Here is a 19,266-nt window from a genome sequence, read left to right as displayed (position 1 = left end):
GTTCTGCCATGCCCTGGTTTGTGGCCAAGCCGCTCATCAGCCCACCGACCAGACAGGCGTGCAGGGCGTTCGTACGCCATTGCTCCCATGCAACGCCGATGACCAAAGGAATATGACGGAAATGGTCGAAATCAATGCTGATGGTACGTTCACAGAGCGGAGTACGCACATGGCGGCCTTGTGCATCGATGTGATGACCACAAATGTGCCCGATGACGCCGGCTTCTTGCATTTGCCGTGCAATCGCTGCATCCTCGAACGAATTGAAAATGCGACCTGAGTGGCCGTCACGGATGGCACCGACTCCAACGATGGCGATATCCGCCCGATTACCAAGCGCAATCGCCGTGGCGATGAGCTTCTCACTGCGCACTGCCCGGGCCACTGAGGCCGAGTGCATGACAAGCGGTGCCGGCAGCAACGAATAGGAGCAACCGAGTCTCTCGGCCATCATGCGACAAATCTCAGAAGAATCGGTGAGTGGATTATTAGAAGCGAGCGAGCCAAGCATCTGCGTGACGTGCGCACGTGGATAATCGAGTACCGGCAATGCACGAATCGTCGCGGCCATCGGAGTACCGGTCGACGTGACGATCAGCGAATCCGGTTTGAGGTTCTCCGTAAGCAATTGCGCGGCACATTGCGGCACAAGAGTCGATGCGATGTCGTCGTCGTATGACTGAGCGACACGCACGCAAGCAAGCCCATATTTCTTTGCGAGTTCGTTTTCCAACGAAACCAAGCGCTGCAAAGGGTGGCCTATGGTGATGTGAACGATTCCTCGTTCGCGCGCCTCGGTGAGCATTCGTGAGACGGACGACCGCGAAAAACCTACCTTGCGTGCGATCTGTTCCTGGTTGAGCCCGTCCATGTAATACAACTGCGCCACATTGATCAGTTGCTCGATACGCTGCCGCACCGCCAGTGACGCAAGCAATGATTCTTCCTTTTGATTGCACATATGTGCATCATATTCCACTCGAGCATTGACGAAAACTCACAAAAGTTAAGAATCATATATATTGTGAGCGTTCACTGAAACCATCAGCCCGATATTGCTTTCGCCTTTCATGCACAATTGTGCATCACTTTCACAGCGAACCGGTTCGAGAACAATTACTCTCAAGACGTCAGCTCACAGATGAACTGACTCTGTAGAGAGAAACACAAGCGAACAATGTCGTTTAAGGAGAGAGACCATGGCAAATGCATGGCGATATGTCAAAGAGCACATATTCGGCGCAGGAACAATTCTGGCAATCGTGCTGTGCGTTCTTGGCAGCATTCTTGGCAACGCAATTCAAACTGATTTCGGCAATGTCACCAAGGAAAACCTTGTCATCGAATCATCCTCCGGACACCGACTGGCGATGAATATGCTTAAGCCAGCGTCTGCAACCAAAGACACCCCGGCCCCCACCATCGTATTCGCCCACGGCGGCAATGGCCTTAAAGACAAGTTCGAAAACTATCAAATCGAATGGGCCCGCCGCGGATTCGTAGTCTTTTCGTTTGACCTGTATGGACACGGCGACTCCGAGGTCATGAACACGACCGATTGGTTGGTCAACGGCCGAGGACTTTACGACACAGTCAAATATGCTGCAACATTGCCGTTTGTAGACGCCGATAAAATCGCCGTCTCAGGCCAATCGCGAGGCGGAAACACGATCCACGAAACCATGCTTCTCGACAATGAAGCAACAACTCCGCTTATCAAAGCGGTTCTATATGTAAGCCGCGACGCCATTTACAAGGACGCAGAAACACAGGGCTTTGGCTACGTCCCAGGCAAGACCACCTCTGCGCAGGCCGCATCCAAGGACAACGGAGAGTATTTCAATTACTACGGCAACCGCACCGTCGGCATCATCGCCGGCATGTGGGATCAGTTCTCCTTCAAAGAGACCGACCCCAATACCGGTGAAATGCTGCCCAACCCAGACTATCTCAAACACAACAACGCCAAATCTTTCTTGAATTTCGGAGCCACACCTGACGCATCCACCCCTGACGGCGTAAGCGGCAAATGGTATACGAAGACCATCGACGGCAAAGAAGCCTCCCGAGTAATCTGGCTGCATCCCGGTTTCCACACCTCGCAGCTGTTCCAAACTGACGCCACTGCCAACGCCGTGGAATTCATGACCAAAGCGTTCGGAGTGAACACCACTCTCGCCAATAACAATCTCATTTATCCATGGAAGATTGCCGCAAGCGCTGTTGCATTCGCCTCCATGTTCATGTTCGCCGTGTTCTTCGCCTTGTGGCTTGCGCAAATGCCCGTCTTCCGCGGCACCTCACGCGGTGATGCAACCATGCGCATTGCCGCTTCAATCCCCGGAAGCGCAAAGTGGACTTGGGGATGCCTTATCGTGAACACACTGTTCGCCACCGGCAGCACCCTCGCCCTATACTTCATGAACGCCGACACGCACATTGGTACGTTCTTCAAGCAGGGCCAACCTCTATTCTCTGGTCTGATGTGCGCAATCGCCACGGTATTCACATTGGGCGTGACCATTGTATGGTACCGTTGCTTCGCCAAGAAGAATGGCATGAACCTTGATGAAATCGACATCAAGACCACGCTGTTTGATTTCTTCAAAACCCTCATGCTGGCTTTGACCGTTACCGGCGGCACGTTGATTCTCGTGTGGGGCGCACAATACTTCTTCAAGACCAATTTCGAATTCCTGTACTGGGGCATCTTCCCGTTCGCCTCATACAAGATTATCGAAATGCTCAAGGTACTGCCGATCTTCCTGATTGCATATGTGGTGTCTTCCGTGTTCATCAATTGCCTGAATTACAACACTACATACGGCCGCAACAAGGTGGTGAACATCCTTGTTCTGTCGGCGTTCAGCGCAGCAGTGCCGGCAATCATCTCGGGCATCGGCTGGGGACGCTTCATGATTACCGGCGTCAACGATTTGTTCGGAGCCGGCTACACCCGCATAATTGACGGTCTGTTCCAGACGGTATTCCTGCTGTTCATCACGCCAATCGTGACACGCGCCATCTATTCCAAGACTCGCAACCCATATCTTGGAGGACTCATCAATGCGATATTGGTCATGGTAATCACTTGCGTAAACTCCCAGATTGCCTTCCCTGCCTAATTTGAGATGCGCCCCAATTGTTGGACGTAGTTAAGGGTACCTGATAAGGCTGTGAGGGACATGCTCCGGATATTTCTCTCTAGGGTTTGTCCCTCCAGTCGTTTTGGCGTCATTTAGTGTTCCAGTGGATGATGTACAGCGCTCATTGATTGTTATGCAGTCTCCCAGCTTTTCCTGATCCGCTACGTATGGGCCCTCAGTACGGTGTACGACACAAGCCTATGAGGGAAGACGGGAGGTGCTGATGGAAGGTCACCAGTGTCAACCGCACTATGACCTGTAACTGACAGGAAACACGTATGCGTCCGACGCGATAGACGCCGACAAATACAAGTCGCCCCTATCCCCTAGGAGAAAGGAATAGAACCATTAGCAGTACGAGAATGGCGAGAAGAACGATGGATAACTGCCAGTCGCATCGATACAAGCTTCCAGGTTTGCCCACTGACGTCAATTATCGAGCACCGTCTTTCATAGCCGTTGTCTGCTGAAGAATACCTACAGACCATCGAAGAGAGAACAACAGCCTTCGAATAAGTCCTCACCTGAATAGGCAATCGTCCCTCAACCATGTGTATACAAAAGCTAAGGAAAAGGCGTTAGCTGTCTCGCAGTCATGGCTTCCCCTCATACAGTCGTTTCTGCGCTGCTATCACACCAGCTACCAGCGGAACGAACGTGAACCCACGCAACCCAACAAACCCGGCATGCTCGACACCAACCCACGATTTTTTGTTAATTATTTAATTAATTAAACAATCAATATTACTTTCTCGATACTCCTCATCGATGGACGTTGCCGGACCAAAACGCGCTGGTCGAGAACCATATAATTAATTATTTAATTAATTATTTAATTAATTATATGCCGCACCTACGAGGCCTTAACGCATGGACGGTTCAGCTGCTTGCTCAGCCATCCGTGTCGGCCGTTGTCGTACACGTCGTCGGACAGCACATAGCCGTGCCGTTCGTAGAACGGGTAGTAGTCGAATTCGGCATGCACCCACGCGCTCTCCCCGCCGAGGGCCGCTATCCGTGATTCGGTCTCGTCCAGCAGCGCGGATCCGACGCCGTGGCCGCGCGCCTTGGCGAGCACCGCGAGACGCGCGATGACGTATCGGTGCGGTTCGACGGCTGCGTCGAGGTAGAAGCGGCATGTCCCGACCGGTTCATCGGCGTCGTCGAACGCCGGCAGGTGGGTCGTCGCCCCCTGCTCGTCCCGTTCGTCGAATTCGGGCCTCCATGCGCTCTCCCGTACGAACACCAGGGTTCTGATGTCTCGCTCCCGCCCGTCCATGGCATCGTATGCGCGAATCGTCACCGTCATCAGATTCCAACCCTTTCCTCGATGACGTCGTTCAGCCGACGAGCCAACGGTACTTGGCGACCGAGTACAGGGGGATGAACGGGATGAGGATCGGCGTCCGGGAGGCGTACTCCTGGTACTCGGGGTCGTCGCCGTAGTTCTTGTTCTGGCGGATCTCCAGCCTGCGGGCGCCGCCGAACATGATCCACACGATGCACAGCCATCCGGCCGTAGCCGCAAGCCATTGCCATACACCCTGCATGGCGGTGAGGCCTGAGACATACACGCCTGTCCAGGTCAGCACCTCGCCCAGATAGTTCGGGCATCGTACCAGACGGAATACGCCCACATCGCAGAACCGGTGCGGATGCGCCTGCTTGTACCGGTTCTTCGTATGGTCGGCGGCCGACTCCAGCACGATTCCCGTCCCCATGACGATGATGCCGGCCACGGCTGCGGCGTCCACGGGCGCGTGGTTGGTCAGACGGAACAGGATCGGTGATGTCTCGCAGGCGTAGAGCAGCGCGCACGACAGCCACACCACGGCCTTCACCGGCAGCGGGGTGCCGGAGCCGTCCTTGATTTCGTTGCGCATCGTCTCGCGGTAGGCGGCGCTGCGGCGTTCACGTACCATGAGATACCCGCCGAGACGGCAGCCGTACACGATGAGCAGCACCGACATCGCCAGTGGGACCGGAGCACGCGCGTCCAGCGACATCACCGTCAGCATCAAACCGATGGCCGCGACGGAGAAGCCGTATCCCAATGAGATGAACCATACGAACCTGCGGAAGCCGATGGCACTGACAAGCGCCGCCACACCGAATAGCAATACAAACTCCATGCAACAAGAGTAAGACGGTTTGATCGGTTGTCTGCAGGCAGTCACGCAGTGTTGCAAGGTGATGCTATGTAATGAGTGATAATTAAATAATTAATTAACAATAATTGGTGTGCAACGATGACTCCGATGAAGACGGATGAACTGTCAATAGAGCGATTGTGAACAGTCGTTGACGAGGGGGATGTGGATAACTCGTTTTTTCGCATCCACTATAAAAACTATAACTAACTATAACACTATAACACTATAAGAGGTGTCTCCGGACCCAAGCAGGAGTAGGGCTGAGCAGGCATCGGTGACTACGATAGTCCACTAAAACTACTACGATAGTCCACTAAAACTACTACGATAGTCCATCAAAATCGCTACGATAGTCCACTAATTTGACTACGATAGTCCACTATCCAATGATGCGAAAACGCGAAATGCTACGATTGTCCACTAAAAATCGCTACGATAGTCCACTACGCCAGAGAGTTATCCACATCGTCCTGAGGGACCCTTCAGGCATCGTATTGCTACGATAGTCCACTAACTGCCATCCAGTCGCGGGAAGGCGACCATGATGATGGACTATCGTAGCGTCTTCACGCGCAGGCAACGCATCAGGGCTTGTACGGCATCAAGCAGGCGGATTGCTACGATAGTCCACTATCGCAAACCTCCGCTCCGGGACCGCGCCTCCGATGATGGACTATCGTAGTCAGGCTCTCGGGTCTTGTCGGCCGCGTTGACGCCCAGACGGCTTCAACCGGACTGCTACGAAAGTCCACTAGAGGCGAGGTCAGGACGACGGTTCAGGAACCGGGCCGATGTCCCTTACCGGGAAGGCGCTGCCGTGCTGAATGCTTGGAACGATGCCGATCTGCTTGGGTGAATAACCGGAGGGGCGCGAAACGCTACGATAGTCCACTAGCCGTCAGATGGTCGGTTGAAGCTCGATGATGGACTATCGTAACGTGGCTCCTGCGATAGACAGCCCGCTACGATAGTCCACGAATCCGGTGCCGTACGATGCTTCGGATCTTATGATTGGCGGATTGCCACGATACTGTTCGATACCCGGTATCCGCGGAATGACGCCGATTCTCGTCGCAAGCACCCTGCTGGTGCGAGAATCGGCGATGTGCGGCGACGCTACGATAGTCCACTGCCAGCCGTGCGTTGGGGCGGATGATAGTGGACTATCGTAGCAGTAGAGCTGGCACCGGTCCGGGCGCGATACCGGCCATAGCCCGGTGAATCACCATGCGGTTCGCATTCTCGGCGCTTCAGCCGTTATCGGCTTGCAATGGCCGCTACGATAGTCCATCAATCCGGACGTATCCCCGGGCCTATACGACCGCGTTACCACGAGGCGGTCCGGGGAGTGAAGGCCGCAGGTAGTGGACTATCGTAGCAATGCCGGTATGGTACGTCATTGCTTCCTGCGCCGTCTCGTCGAACCTCGACGCACGGTCTTGATTTCACCAGTAATCTGGTCGACGGTGCTCTCGCGTTGGCCTATCGCGGTAGGACTGGGGAAGAGCGTCACACCCTCGCTGCTGACGACGAACCTCGCCATCGGGTACACCTGATGGACCCTGTCCAACGCACGGCGGAACTTCATCTTGAAGTTGCGGATTTCGCCGATGCCATCGCCGAAGCGCTCATACAGCCATTCCCAAGTGATGGGGAGGGGATGATTGAGGTTCTTCATGCTGCCCGTCATCCACACGTAGATGTCGTAGGGAAGCACGCTTCTTCCACTCAGCAGGAGAGAACTCGCCCTTGTGTCGAACGGTGCGGATTCGCGCGCGAGACGCTCGTACACCTCCTTGGTGAGCACGAAGGCGCTGCCGGAGAACGCGGAGTCGTCGTCCTCCTTGAATCGCACCATCTCGACGAGAGGCAGGGAAACGAGATCATGCATCCTGCCCCCGGCGAAGCCGGTGGTCCTGCGGATGGAGATATGGCTGGCCAGCAGCAGCCTCAGCTGCTCCTGGAGCTTGTCCGCCGTCTTGCCCCCGCGCGGCAGGCCCAGCTCGTTGCACAGCTGCCAGATGGAGGGGATGGTGATGGTGCGCGTCGCGGGATCCACGTACTCCGTCTTCGTGCGCTTCGCGGCCCTGATCTGCTTGGCTATCCACGCCATGATGAGGCGCGGGTACTTCCCGTAGGGGAACTTCCTCTTGCGTTCCTCGGGATCGATGCCGGCCTCGAGGATGTACTCGATGGCGCCGTTGGTCTTGCTGACGAAATCCGTGCCGGCCTTCGGCTGGGTGGAGGGGAACAGCGTGGAGGTGAGGATCGAATGGCCGTACCAGATCTCCTTGCTGCTCGGCTCGCGCTGCTCGACGTCCATCAGCGTCTGGACCACCAGTGCCTGTGACTCGCTCATGCCGCCTTCACCTCGTCGCGTCGATTCCATGCGCTCCATGGTACATGGGAAACCCGAATAATGGTAATTAAATAACTAAATAATTATTTAATTAAATAACGTGTCCCTGCCCTGCAGGCTGTAGACTGTGGGTGAGCATGCCATTGTTTGATTGTGTTAAATAATTAATTAACAAGGGGTGGAAGATGAAGATAACCATCGCAAACGCGAAAGGCGGGGTCGCGAAGACCACGACGGCGGTATACCTGGCCGCGGCAGCGGCCATGAGAGGCTTGACGCCCAGGTGCTCGACGCGGACCCGCAGTCATCGGCGAGCCTGTGGGCCGACCTCGCGTCCGACAACAACGACCCGCTGCCGTTCGAAGTCGTCCCGGCGAACCTGTCCACGTTGACGCGTCTGAAGCCGGCGAAGGGGGAGTGGCGATTCATCGACGCGCCGCCGTCCGGAAGGGTGCTGGAGACCGCCATCGACGTGGCCGATTTCGTCATCGTGCCCACCTCCGATTCGCCGCTCGACCTCCAGCAGGCCTGGGCGACGCTCAAGGCCGTGAGCGACAAGAAGCCGGCCGCCGCGCTCGTCGTGCGAGCCGAATTGGGCACCACCGCCTTCAAGGAGACCCTGGAGGCGCTGGACCAGAACGATACGCCACGGTTCGAGACCGTCATCCGCAAACGCCAGGAGATCAAGAAGTCCCTCGGATGGAACCCGACCAAACTGTACGAGTACGGTGACGTGCTCAGCGAGCTCATCAAGGAGATCGAATCATGAAAGGCAACCGCAAGGCCTACAGGCCCGTCACGACCGAACGGGAGATCAAGGAGGTCAAGGACGTGTTCCGCGAGGACGACGACAACCGCGGCGTCGACGACCCGTTGGTTATGACCTCCATAAGGATCCATTCCTCGGTAAGAACGTCAGCCAAGGTGTATGCGACGACCCACGGCATGAAGATGCAGGAGGTCTTCGAGCAGGCGATCAGGCAGTACGTGGACAAGCAAGAAACAGTTAATTAAATAATTAATTAGTTATTTAATTATTGTTGTTGAGGGGACACGGTGCGTCAAGGCGATGCGGAAGTCGTTGCGGTATTGGCTTGGCGTCGTCAGGTAGCGGTCTCGGAACAGTTTGTGGAAGTATGCCGCGCTGTCGTATCCGACCGCATGCGCCACTTCGGCGATGGGCTGATCGCCGGTGATGAGCAGCTCGGCGGCCTGACGGAGCCTTTCCTCGTTGATGAGCCGTCCGAGAGTACGACCATCGTGCTTGCGCACGTAGCGTGACAGGTAGCCGACGCTGTAGCCGAGAGTATCGGCGATGCCGTCGTTGGTGGCTCGAGAGGGGTCCTTGGTGATGACGTCGATGATCGCTCCGATCAAGGGGTCGATGTGCATCCGGCTCTCCAAGGCGTCGGATGCGGTGTGCATCAGTTCGAGCAGGCCGCCGATGACGGCGAGATTGGGACGGTAGCGTTCCCCTGCACAATACGCCATCAGCATCCTGCTTATGGCGGCCTGACCGGCTGGATGGTGTCCCGCTTCAAGCAGACAGTATGACTGCGACGGATCATCGAGCCACTGCCGTAATGCCATGTCCTCATGCGCCCCCGAGCCCGAGACCGTGAGCATGGATTCAACCAGCCGGCTTCGTATCAGGACATCCGCCTCGATCGGCGCGCGGCCATTCTCGATGATGGGCGATATGAGGTGCCGGGCACCGGGCTTGACCAGAACGGTCCCTCCGGCCTCAAGCACGCAGGTCTCGCCTTGCACCCAGACCAAGACGGTTCCCTTGAGCGCGTGGGTGATCTCGAGGTAGTCATGCCGGTGGAGCTGTGACGGATGGTCGAGGTCATGGCCGATGACACCGAAGTCGTCGTCCTTGTCGAGGTGCGCGCTGGCTGCGGCGATGGTGTCGAACGAGGTCATGGGCGCGTCGGCACCGGTGTCGGCGGCATCCGCCGCGGCCCGTCCGGTTCTGGTGTGGTCGGCGTAGCGTTCGTCGCCGCCTGCCGTCAGGCGGGGGAGCCGGAGTGTGGGCGTGTCCATGTCTCTCCATGTTCGTTCAGCGCCGGATGCTTGGGGTTGTTGCGCAACGATGACGCGATGGAGGTCATTATAGAGTGCAATCAGGTCAGCATAGCTGAATTGCCGTGTCTTATCGTTGGATTCAACAGCGCTGCGTCGATAGTAACAAGGTCGTTATCGAGGAGAGAATCCAATGAACGCATTGAAGACCAGGATAGGCATCCTGTCGTTGAGCTCCATCACCCTGTCGGGCATCTTCATCGTGCCGATCATCGGCATGGTGGCCCAGGCCTTCCCGGACAGCTCGCTGTCCGGCGTGCAGATGATCATTTCGGCGTCCACCCTGACCGCGCTGGTCGGCGCATGGCTGACAGGCAAGCTCGCTTCCGTCCTGTCGCGCAAGACCGTGGCCCTCATCGGCGCGGGCGGCATTCTCCTGTTCGGCATGCTGCCGTACTTCATCCACTCCAGCCTTGCTGCGGTGATCGCGTTCTCCGCCCTGATGGGTGTATGCCTTGGTTTCATCAACAACATACTGCCCACCTTGATCTCCGTGCATTATGAGGGCGAGCAGCGCCAGTCGGTCATGGGGCAGCAGGTCGCCGTGGCCAGCATCGGCGCTATGGTGTTCATGAGCCTAGCGGGCAAGCTCGCCACGGCCCAGTGGTACCACGCCTACCTCGTCTACCTGTTCGCCGCCGTGGTCCTCATCGTCTGCGCCTTCACCATCCCCGCCGAGAACGGCGAGAAAGAGGAGAAGGGGAAGTCGCACGGCTCGGGCCCCGAGGTCTCGATCCGCGAGGCGATGAACGGGAAAATGTGGTTCCTCGTGATCGCCGGCTTCTTCTTCCTGCTTGCGAACAACGCCTACAGCAACAACCTGTCCCTGCTCGTCGAACAGCGCGGGCTCGGCGACGCCGGCACCGCCGGACTGGTCTCCACCATCGGACAGCTCGGCGGCCTTCTCGCCGGCCTGTGCGTCGGCCTTCTCGTCAAATTCGTGAGGAACCACCTGCTCATGGTCGGCTTCCTGGTCGAAGGCCTCGCACTGCTGCTGCTCGGATTCGCCTCCAACCTTCCACTGCTCATCATCGGCAGTTTCCTCGCCGGCGCAGGACTGAGCCTGTACTACGCCCAGGCCCCGTTCCTCGTCACCATGATCGAGAAGCCCTACCTCATCCCGATGGGCATCGCGGCCATGACCACCGCGAACGCGCTTGGCGGCTTCGCCAGCCCGGTCACCGTCAACCTGATCAACGGCCTGTTCGTTTCGAGCGCCGCCGGCGCGATGTTCATCGGCGCCGTGATCGCGCTGGCCGGTGCCGTCGCCCTGGGCGTCAGCGACTTCCAGCGCAAGTGCCTCGAAACCGGCCGGTGAGCATCAGATAGGCATCCGAAGGGACGGATGGCAGTACGGTCAGCCGTCCACAGAATCGGCTGACCGTACAACTCCATACATCCGCTACCGCAATTCGATGAAAGGGACCATATGAACAGCAATGAAATCCACATCCGGGATCCGTTCGTCCTCGCCCACGATGGCGTCTACTACCTGTACGGCACGCGCGCAGACGACGTATGGGGCGTCATGGACGGTTTCGACTGCTACACCAGCCATGATCTGGATGAATGGGAGGGCCCGTTCGAGGTGTTCCACAAGCCCGCCGGACTCGACGCGGACCGCGCCTACTGGGCGCCCGAATGCTACGAGCATGACGGCATGTACTACCTGATCGCCACACTCGGCAGACCCGACGGGCGCAAGGGCGTGCACGTGCTGCGCGCCGCGGACCCTCTCGGACCCTTCGAATACATCACCCAGCTGACCGACCCCGGCCAGTCGTGCATCGACGGCACGGTATACGCCGATCAGGATGGTAAGAATTGGCTCGTCTACTCGCATTCGCTGGAGGATGTGCCCGAAGGCGACATGGACGCCGTCCTGCTCTCCGACGACCTCGCTTCCACGACGGGCGAACCGGTCACCTTGTTCAAGGCGTCCGACGCCCCCTGGTCGGTGCCAGTGCCATTCGCCAAGCCGGAGTTCGGCATCGACGGACCCGCCTACTTCTCCGACGGCCCCTTCCTGCACAGGCTGTCGGACGGACGTCTGGCGATGCTCTGGTCCAGCTGGTCGGCATCCGGCGGCTACGCTGTGGGCCAGGCCGTCAGCGAGAGCGGCGAGTTGACCGGACCGTGGACGCAATATGCGGAACCGGTCCTCACCCACGGTGGTCATGGTATGTTGTTCGCCGGATTCGACGGCCGGACCCGGTATGCGCTCCACGCGCCGAACGACCCGGGCCAGGAACGCCCGGTGTTCCTTCCCGTGAAGGAATCCGACGGCGTGCTCACTGTCGGATAAGGCGGTACGGACAACAAAGCTGAACGGTCATTAGGTCGCCTGCGTGCAGAAAACGGATTGGGGGTGAGACGTGACATACGGCATGATGCCACGTCTCACCCCCTGATTTGTATGCATGACGGTAACCTGACAAATTGCATCTCCCGACATGGCATCATATTGGTGCCGTTCATCGTTTTGATTATCGGATGCAATAATTAATTAAATAATTATGGGTTGTATTGTCCGTCGAGTGGAAAGACTGGCATAGGTCGCCATGGTCAGAAGAAAGAAACCGAAGATAAAATAGAAATGGTGATTTGAATACAAACGAATATTCATATATCGTGTGAATATGAAGAATATGAAGTTAGGCCCAGATTTGTTCCGCAGCAACGAATTGCGCGCGCACATCGATGGGGTGTTCCACATGTTGGTGGACACCGATTCGGAATTGAATCCGAGCATTCCAGGGCAAATGAAACATCTCGGCGCGGATCTATATGTCCCCTGCAACATGCAGGCATTCAGCATTGCGGTCAAGGAAGTCCCCGGTTTGGTCATTGCCTGCATCGAAGTCGATTATGTGCCACAGCTTAGAGATTTCGTGGTTTCAAAGTTCTTTCTTGGCGCGAGTGAAAACACGACAAACGAGGCTAAGCCTCTCGATATCGATGGCGAGACCATGAGGCGGTTCCCCATCGAACGGTACAAGCGTCGTGTAATTCAAAACTGGATATTGCAGGATCTGGGCATGAACCGGACACCACGCTGGTGGTTGTGGGAAAACGTCATGAGATGGAGCGATCCCACGCGACACGTCAGAGGGGCTGGACTACTCGATCTCGAGCGCACGGCGCGCATCTACGTCGCCGCACGGTACGGGGATAGAGACGCGCATGAGGCAGTAGCTGACGCCTTCGGCATCAGCAAATCCACGGCCGGACGGTGGATCAAGAAGGCGCGTGATATAGGCTACATCGATAACATCCCTGTGTATTGAGACCTGTGGGTCCTGCGACATATCGTTTGCCACTTGTGCGGATGCCGATGAAGTGCTCGGCAATGCGATTTGGAAGCAGGCGACTGATGGGCGCAAGCGCTTTGTATGATTCTCCCTTGCTGAATTCTGACAGGAAGAGCGCAGGTGGGACACTTGGACTCTTAAGAGTGTGTGGCACTCGTTGCGGTCATATGACCTGCCGGCGCTTCGCTCCCTGTTTTACTCGCGTGGTGGTTCTGGGTGTTCACTCGGATTGCGAGCGTGATTCATCGTCACTGGGGTCGATGAGGCGCCTGACGATGCGGTCGACGTATTCGACGTCCGGGTACCCGTCTTCGTCCCTTGGTATCTCCTGGGGTGGCAGACAGGTTGTGGTGGCCTCGTATGCCGCGCGGTCGGCACGTGCCTTCTCGTCGAGTTCCTTCATCGTGGCGTCGAAGGGTTTGAGACGGCGTTGCTTGTCGATGTACAGCAGTCGTTCGCTTCGCGATTCCATGCAGTTGTCGCAGATGAGCGCGGCGACTTGCGTGCCGTCGTCGCATGGGTCGAAGAACGTTGTTCCGTAATGCCCGTATGAGGTCATCTCGATGGCTTCGAGTGGCAGGAAGTCTGTGTCGTTGTATTCCTCGGGGAGGGTGTCGGTTTCGGTTATGCGGGAATCGATGCAGATTTCGGCCGTTAGTGTCTTGCCGCAGATCAGGCACGTGAGTGTGAGCGGTGTTTCCTTGTCTTGCATTCTCGTTCTCCGATCGAAAGTGGATCCATGGTTGATGGTCCGCTCAAGCTTTGCGGCTTGGGAGAACCGTACCAGATTACACCATCCCTGATCCGGCCATCAAGAGACAGAGGCATTTGTTTCGGCGAGAATAATGGGGAACCGTATAGTTCCATAAACGGAGGTTTGCGGACGCTGTCCGGCTGATGCGGGTTCCGTCTCCGAAACGCCGGGAGAACATGTATCAAAAACCGTCTCATTAACAATGTCTCATATCAGAAGCTTGATGTCGGGTTGTGATACGTTTTCCGGTATGGGCAAACGATTTGGATACGCGAGAGTGAGTACCGCGGGCCAGACGGCCGACCTGCAGCGTGACGCATTGGAGAAGGCCGGATGCGACCGGCTGTTCGTGGACACCGCCAGCGGTGCGAAGGCGCACCGGCCGGAGCTCGACAGGATGATGGAGCTGTTGCGTGAGGGCGACGTGGTCGTTGTCTGGAGGCTTGACCGTCTGGGTCGCAGTGTGCAGAACCTCGTGGAGCTGATGAACCGGTTCCAGGAGATGGGTGTCGGGTTCGTGAGCCTCAACGAGGCCATCGACACCACCACGCCCGGCGGCATACTCGTGTTCAACATCTTCGCAGCCCTGGCACAGTTCGAACGCGACCTAATCCGCGAACGCACCAACGCGGGGCTCGAGGCCGCGCGTGCGCGCGGGCGCAGAGGAGGGCGGCCGGCGAAACTTGACACGAAGCAGATCGCCGAGATCCGCCGGCTCTACGACTCCAAGACCGTGACCGTCAACCAGATCGCCGCCATGATGGGAGTGGGCAGGGCCACCGTGTATAGGGCATTAGGCGGCGTTGTTGCGGTATGACTCAGCTGTCGTAGTATCGGCGCTTATATGTGCAGACGGGTGGCGCGTGGTGTTGTTTCGGCGATGATGCGGCCGTTTCGGATGTTATAGAGGATTTCAGCATGTTCGTTGAGCGCCTGGTAAAAGTCGGGCGCGTCGAGGATGACGAGGCTGGCGGGTTTGCCTACGGCGATGCCGTAGTCGGTTTCGGGAATGTTCAGGGTGCGGGCGCCATTGATGGTCACATACTTGTAGGAGTCCATGATTTGCTGGTACCCCATGAGTTGGGCTGCGTAGACGCCCATGTGTACGGCGTCGAGCATGTTGCCTGCGCCGAGCGGGCTCCATGGATCGCGAATGTCATCCTCGCCGAACGCGACGTTGATGCCGGCCTCGTCGAGTTCTTTGACTCGTGTGAGGCCGCGGCGTTTCGGGTAAGTATCGAAACGGCCGCCGAGATGCATGTTGACGAGTGGATTGGATACGAAGTTGATACCTGACATTCTCAGGAGACGGAAAAGCTTGTACGCATACGCGTCATTGTAGGAGCCCATGGCGGTGGTGTGGCTGGCGGTGACCCTCGCGCCTAGCCCGGTCTCCAAAGCGAGTGTGGCGAGCACCTCAAGGTTGCGGGAGGCGGGGTCGTCAATCTCATCACAATGCACGTCTACGAGCCGTCCGTTGCGTGCGGCGAGGTCAACGAGGAACTTCAGAGATTCGACGCCGTAGTCTCTGTTGAACTCAAAGTGAGGGATGCCGCCGACCACGTCAGCACCTGCATCGACGGCACGTTCCATCAGCTGTCTGCCGTCCGGGTATGAGAGGATACCCTCCTGCGGGAAGGCGACAATCTGCAGTGTGATGAACGGAGAGACCTGCTCGCGCACCTCAAGCATGGCGTCGAGTGCGACGAGATTGGAGTCGGTGACGTCCACGTGTGTGCGCACGTATTGGATTCCATGAGAGGCCATCATTCGCAGGGTGTGAACGGCGCGGTCCTTCACGTCTTGCCTGCTGAGGGTCTTCTTACGTTCAGACCAGATGCGGATTCCGTCGAACAGTGTGCCGGTCTCATTCCATTCCGGTTCGCCAGCAGTCAGGGCTGCGTCGAGGTGGACATGTGGGTCGACAAATGGGGGGATGGCGACGCCGCTATGTCCATCGACGGTCATGTCGCCCGCGTGTACGGGGAGACAGGCACCAATCTCTCCGATACGGCCGTCTGTGACTCGGATGTCCATGGTCTCGGTCGAATTCTCTATGTGGACGTTGTGGATGATCATGGATGCTTCGGTCATGGAGGGCCTTTCTGCGGGTCTTGGTCGGAACACCGCAAATGGATGTTCCATTGTGACTCTTATCGCTAGAAGCCGGTCTGTTATTCATGAGGAAGTGGGACAACCATTATGTGGGGTGTCCCACTTCCTATTCGGACGGATATGTGTATCGGTCGGCCAGATATGTCAGGCAGTTGCCTGCGTTACGGCGTTCGATTTGGTGAGGTTGGTGCTTTTAGCAAGCAGATAATAGATGCCAGCGGAGGTGAGGATGCCGAACAGCCAGGAGAGGTCCACACCGCCCATGGCCGTCGCTGCGGGTCCCTGTAGGAGGCTGCCGTAGGCAAACATCCAGTTCATGAACAAACCAGCGAAGAATGCGATGATGGACTGCCAACCGATGACAGGCATGCCATCGGTGCCGGCCTTGCCGAGCACGGAGGTGAAGTCGTCGCGCCTGCGTTCGATTACGAAGAAGTGGACGAACATGATGCCTGCCCACACGGCAGTCCAGCCAGCTACGGCGGACAGCCATCCGTCTAGCGTGTTTCCGATGTCGTTGAGGCTAAGGAACAAGCACACGCCGAACCAAGCGAACACGCCGACAAACACGTTGAGCACACGACGGTTGACCTTGATGTCGAGACATTGGACGGACAGGGTGAAGCTGTAGATGTTGAGGATGTTCGTGGCAATCGGGCCATGCAGGACGAGCAGTAGCACTGGGATTGCGAGTGCACCGAAGTTGTCGACGATGAGCTGGCCGGGGTCGATGCTGCCGGATTTGGTGGCGAGTGTCGCGCCGAGTAGGCCGAGCCATACGACGGGGATGAGCTGACCGATGGAGCTCGCGGCGAACAGTCGCTTCTTAGGTACGTCTGTGCTAACGAAACGGGAGTAGTCGCACGCGTAAGTCAGCCAAGTGAAACCCCAGCCGATGCCGATGGCGGTCATAACAGAAGAGATAGCGGCTATCTTGTCGACGCCGGTGCCAGATAGCGTGCCTGCATAGTTCCAGTCGATGCCCATGAAGCCCCATGCGGCGATGGTCATAGCCACGAGGATTGCAACGGTGGGTGGTACGGTCCACTTCTCGAACGTTGAAATCGCCTTGTATCCGAACAGGGAGACGATGACCTGCACGAGCATGACGAACGCGCCGATGCCTGCCTTTAAGGCGAAGTGGCCTTCGATGGAGTCGACGAGACCGACCTTCATGAGCAGGGCAGTCACCAAGTCGAGTACGACCCATGTATTGATTGCGCACCAGCCGATTACGACGACTGCTTGAATGGCGGACGGCAGGTAGTTACCGTACCGGCCAAACACGCGACGACCGAGCAACATGGCTGTCAGTCCGGTGCGTTGTCCGAGCAGGACCATGAAGCCGAACACGGACATACCGATGAGATTGCCGATTAGGATCACGGCGAACGTTTCCCACAGGCCTAGCCCCATCTGCACGCCGAGCGCGCCGAGCAGCCAGTTAATTGGCGCGACATTCGCGCCGAACCATGTCCAAAACTGGCCCCACAGGCTCTTGGTCTTAGCCGACTGTGGAACCGCTTGGAGGAAGTCCTCGCAGTTTTCCCCATCGTTCGCGGCGGGCGCGGGCCGACGCGTCGCGTCCATGGGAACTGCACCTATTTTTCTTGTCGCGACTGCACTGCTCATGGTCGTCACCTTTCCAATCGAATAGTCGATGACGTCCACCATCCTCCCCGGGATTTTCGCCATAGTGAAGCGATTGTTAACCTGAACAGTGAATCTGTTTGACGTTTCGTCTAGTACATCTCATTCGCAATTGCGCCTGGTAGCGATGAGACGGGCGACTGTAAGCAAGGAATTCCAAGCCTTATGGTCCCTCTGCTCGATGCCAGTGAGTTCCGTCACTTTGTCAAGGCGGTTATAGAGAGTTTGCCGTTTGACGCCGAGACGGACGCACGCCTCTGTCTTCGACCCGTTACTTTCAGCAAGTACGCGCAGCGTGTCCACAAGCGTCGCATCGTTCGGCAGCAGTCGTCCCGCAATCTGCCCAATGAACATGTCCACGGCGTCTCTGGTGCGTTCCATGTCGAGCATGCGCTCGTACACTCCGTCGTTCAACGGTGTGATGTGTCCCCAGTTAGGCCGACCAGCTGCGACCATGTGACGCAATGCCGCCATCCCGTTGAGCAGGCCAGAGGCTCCCGTCGTTGACACCCCGGCCACGACCCACACGTCCGGTGATGGGAACGTGGCCAGCAGGGTCCGGCATCGCTCGTTGAACCCCGCGCTGTGCGTGTATGCGTCGTCAGATAGAAAGCATCCGTATATCGCGTTCCCTTCCATGAGGAAGAGCGTGTCGGCGCGCCCATCGTCGTTCCGGTTCGCCGCGCGCAATCGCTCGGCGAACCGGGGGACGCGCATACCTGGCGCAGAAAACACGATCGCAAACACAAAGCACAGTGAGCTTTTCAGGAACCCAAGCGCGTTCATCATCTCCTCGCCGTCCGCGATTTCCGCGTTCCTCGCACACACGCCGTCACGCGCGCCAGCGAGCAGCTTCATGCGGATTTTGAACTCGATGCTCTGCGGGATGAAGGATGGCAGACATCTGTTGAGCTCCGTACGGATGATGTTGCGCACAGGAGTGTCGATGACGCTGAATTGTTGCGATATGCCGACAGTGGCCACTGGCGACCCGGAAGAAAATGCTGGGATCATCAGGAATGATTGGTCTTTCCATGAGTCAGCTGATTCGTCCTCCATTCCGGTCGAGGCTATTGGCTCGCATTCCGTGTTGAAGATGACGACCGGTTCACCAAGCACGCGGAACAGCACATCGGCCACCGCCTTTGCAGATGTGGCGTTTGACAGACCACGCCGCAACGTGGTGGACAAAGTGTCCAACTCGATGGTGGATAGCATCTGCTCGCGCACAATCCGCGTGTTGATCTGCTGGCAGAGCATCACGAAAGGCGCACGACGGCGCAGCCCGATGACAGGCAGTTCTCTTGCGTCCGCCTCGCTCGCCAGCACTGTCGGCACCTCTTTGAAATAGTCCACAAGCTCTATAGCCAGTCCGCTCACCTTGGCCTCCGCAAGTGCGTCCACATATCCTCTCAGGGCTTCGTCATCCAACACAGCCAGCGCACTGCCTTCGATGATGAGAAGTTCCCCGCCGGACAAGAACCGCGTCACATCATACCGTTCCTCCGTATACGCCCAACGGACCGCGCAGTCCATCCCAGACCGGCCAGCAGCGATCAACGGCTCGCACTGGCGGAACACCGGGTCATCGAACACATCCCACATGGTAACAGACATGACAAAACGTCCAATCCAACAACAATCGGCACGTCATCTTCTTAACATGGCCGCAACTACTGTTGCCGATACTAAC

Annotated in this window: 16 protein-coding genes; 7 read left to right on the top strand and 9 right to left on the bottom strand. The window is 57.4% G+C overall.

Annotated features, from left to right (window positions below; translation table 11 throughout):
* A partial coding sequence (locus BREU_RS11080) for a sugar-binding transcriptional regulator (protein ID WP_044096014.1) occupies window positions 1-961 on the bottom strand: 961 nt, incomplete at its 3' end.
* A 238-nt stretch (window positions 962-1,199) separates the two neighbouring features.
* Here BREU_RS11080 and BREU_RS11075 point away from each other — a divergent pair.
* A complete protein-coding gene (locus BREU_RS11075; protein WP_044090159.1) occupies window positions 1,200-3,125 on the top strand; it encodes an alpha/beta hydrolase family protein in 1,926 nt (641 codons plus the stop codon).
* An 874-nt stretch (window positions 3,126-3,999) separates the two neighbouring features.
* On the opposite strand, the gene BREU_RS11070 is transcribed toward BREU_RS11075, so the two are convergent.
* The 3 genes from BREU_RS11070 to BREU_RS11060 all read right to left on the bottom strand — a co-directional run bounded on the left by BREU_RS11070 (window position 4,000) and on the right by BREU_RS11060 (window position 7,658).
* Window positions 4,000-4,455, bottom strand: a complete 456-nt coding sequence (locus tag BREU_RS11070) for a GNAT family N-acetyltransferase (RefSeq protein WP_044090158.1) — start codon at window positions 4,453-4,455, stop codon at window positions 4,000-4,002.
* Between the two features lie 31 nt (window positions 4,456-4,486).
* A complete protein-coding gene (locus BREU_RS11065) occupies window positions 4,487-5,266 on the bottom strand; it encodes a DUF1295 domain-containing protein (RefSeq protein ID WP_238567087.1) in 780 nt (259 codons plus the stop codon).
* A gap of 1,429 nt (window positions 5,267-6,695) precedes the next feature.
* Window positions 6,696-7,658, bottom strand: coding sequence for a replication protein RepA (locus BREU_RS11060; protein WP_238567086.1), 963 nt, complete (start codon window positions 7,656-7,658; stop codon window positions 6,696-6,698).
* A gap of 178 nt (window positions 7,659-7,836) precedes the next feature.
* Here BREU_RS11060 and BREU_RS12555 point away from each other — a divergent pair, with 178 nt between their 5' ends.
* Both BREU_RS12555 and BREU_RS11050 read left to right on the top strand, forming a co-directional pair.
* Window positions 7,837-8,427, top strand: a complete 591-nt coding sequence (locus BREU_RS12555; protein ID WP_330935793.1) for a ParA family protein — start codon at window positions 7,837-7,839, stop codon at window positions 8,425-8,427.
* Window positions 8,424-8,672 (top strand): hypothetical protein, encoded by a 249-nt coding sequence (locus BREU_RS11050; RefSeq protein ID WP_044090154.1) that lies wholly within the window; start codon window positions 8,424-8,426, stop codon window positions 8,670-8,672. The genes BREU_RS12555 and BREU_RS11050 overlap by 4 nt, the downstream gene beginning before the upstream one ends.
* Window positions 8,673-8,684: 12 nt before the next feature.
* Here the strand turns inward: BREU_RS11050 and BREU_RS11045 are convergent, their stop codons facing one another.
* Entirely contained in the window at window positions 8,685-9,704 is a 1,020-nt protein-coding gene (locus BREU_RS11045; RefSeq protein ID WP_044090153.1) for an AraC family transcriptional regulator, read from the bottom strand.
* A gap of 172 nt (window positions 9,705-9,876) precedes the next feature.
* Between BREU_RS11045 and BREU_RS11040 the strand changes: the two genes are divergently transcribed.
* The 3 genes from BREU_RS11040 (at window position 9,877) to BREU_RS11030 (ending at window position 13,030) form a co-directional block, all read left to right on the top strand.
* Window positions 9,877-11,061 (top strand): MFS transporter, encoded by a 1,185-nt coding sequence (locus tag BREU_RS11040; protein WP_044090152.1) that lies wholly within the window; start codon window positions 9,877-9,879, stop codon window positions 11,059-11,061.
* Between the two features lie 111 nt (window positions 11,062-11,172).
* Complete coding sequence (locus BREU_RS11035) at window positions 11,173-12,048, top strand: glycoside hydrolase family 43 protein (RefSeq protein WP_044090151.1); 876 nt, start codon at window positions 11,173-11,175, stop codon at window positions 12,046-12,048.
* A 334-nt stretch (window positions 12,049-12,382) separates the two neighbouring features.
* Window positions 12,383-13,030, top strand: a complete 648-nt coding sequence (locus BREU_RS11030) for a helix-turn-helix domain-containing protein (RefSeq protein ID WP_044090150.1) — start codon at window positions 12,383-12,385, stop codon at window positions 13,028-13,030.
* Window positions 13,031-13,274: 244 nt separating this feature from the next.
* On the opposite strand, the gene BREU_RS11025 is transcribed toward BREU_RS11030, so the two are convergent.
* Complete coding sequence (locus BREU_RS11025; protein WP_044090148.1) at window positions 13,275-13,766, bottom strand: hypothetical protein; 492 nt, start codon at window positions 13,764-13,766, stop codon at window positions 13,275-13,277.
* A gap of 244 nt (window positions 13,767-14,010) precedes the next feature.
* Here BREU_RS11025 and BREU_RS11020 point away from each other — a divergent pair, with 244 nt between their 5' ends.
* Window positions 14,011-14,625: a recombinase family protein gene (locus tag BREU_RS11020; protein ID WP_462138069.1), complete on the top strand. Its 615-nt coding sequence runs from the start codon at window positions 14,011-14,013 to the stop codon at window positions 14,623-14,625.
* A 23-nt stretch (window positions 14,626-14,648) separates the two neighbouring features.
* Here the strand turns inward: BREU_RS11020 and codA are convergent, their stop codons facing one another.
* From codA to BREU_RS11005, 3 genes are all read right to left on the bottom strand, one after another.
* Window positions 14,649-15,902, bottom strand: coding sequence for a cytosine deaminase (codA, locus tag BREU_RS11015; protein ID WP_202962232.1), 1,254 nt, complete (start codon window positions 15,900-15,902; stop codon window positions 14,649-14,651).
* Between the two features lie 165 nt (window positions 15,903-16,067).
* Entirely contained in the window at window positions 16,068-17,555 is a 1,488-nt protein-coding gene (locus tag BREU_RS11010) for a purine-cytosine permease family protein (protein ID WP_162178925.1), read from the bottom strand.
* A 120-nt stretch (window positions 17,556-17,675) separates the two neighbouring features.
* On the bottom strand, window positions 17,676-19,190 hold the full coding sequence (locus tag BREU_RS11005) for a PucR family transcriptional regulator (RefSeq protein WP_044090145.1): 1,515 nt from the start codon (window positions 19,188-19,190) through the stop codon (window positions 17,676-17,678).
* Window positions 19,191-19,266 lie beyond the last annotated feature (76 nt).

Origin of the sequence: Bifidobacterium reuteri DSM 23975, from assembly GCF_000741695.1 — a bacterium.
In the GTDB taxonomy this organism is placed as follows: Bacteria; Actinomycetota; Actinomycetes; order Actinomycetales; family Bifidobacteriaceae; genus Bifidobacterium; species Bifidobacterium reuteri.
Note: the sequence above shows the minus strand (reverse complement) of the source record. Positions and strands in the feature narration are given on the sequence as shown.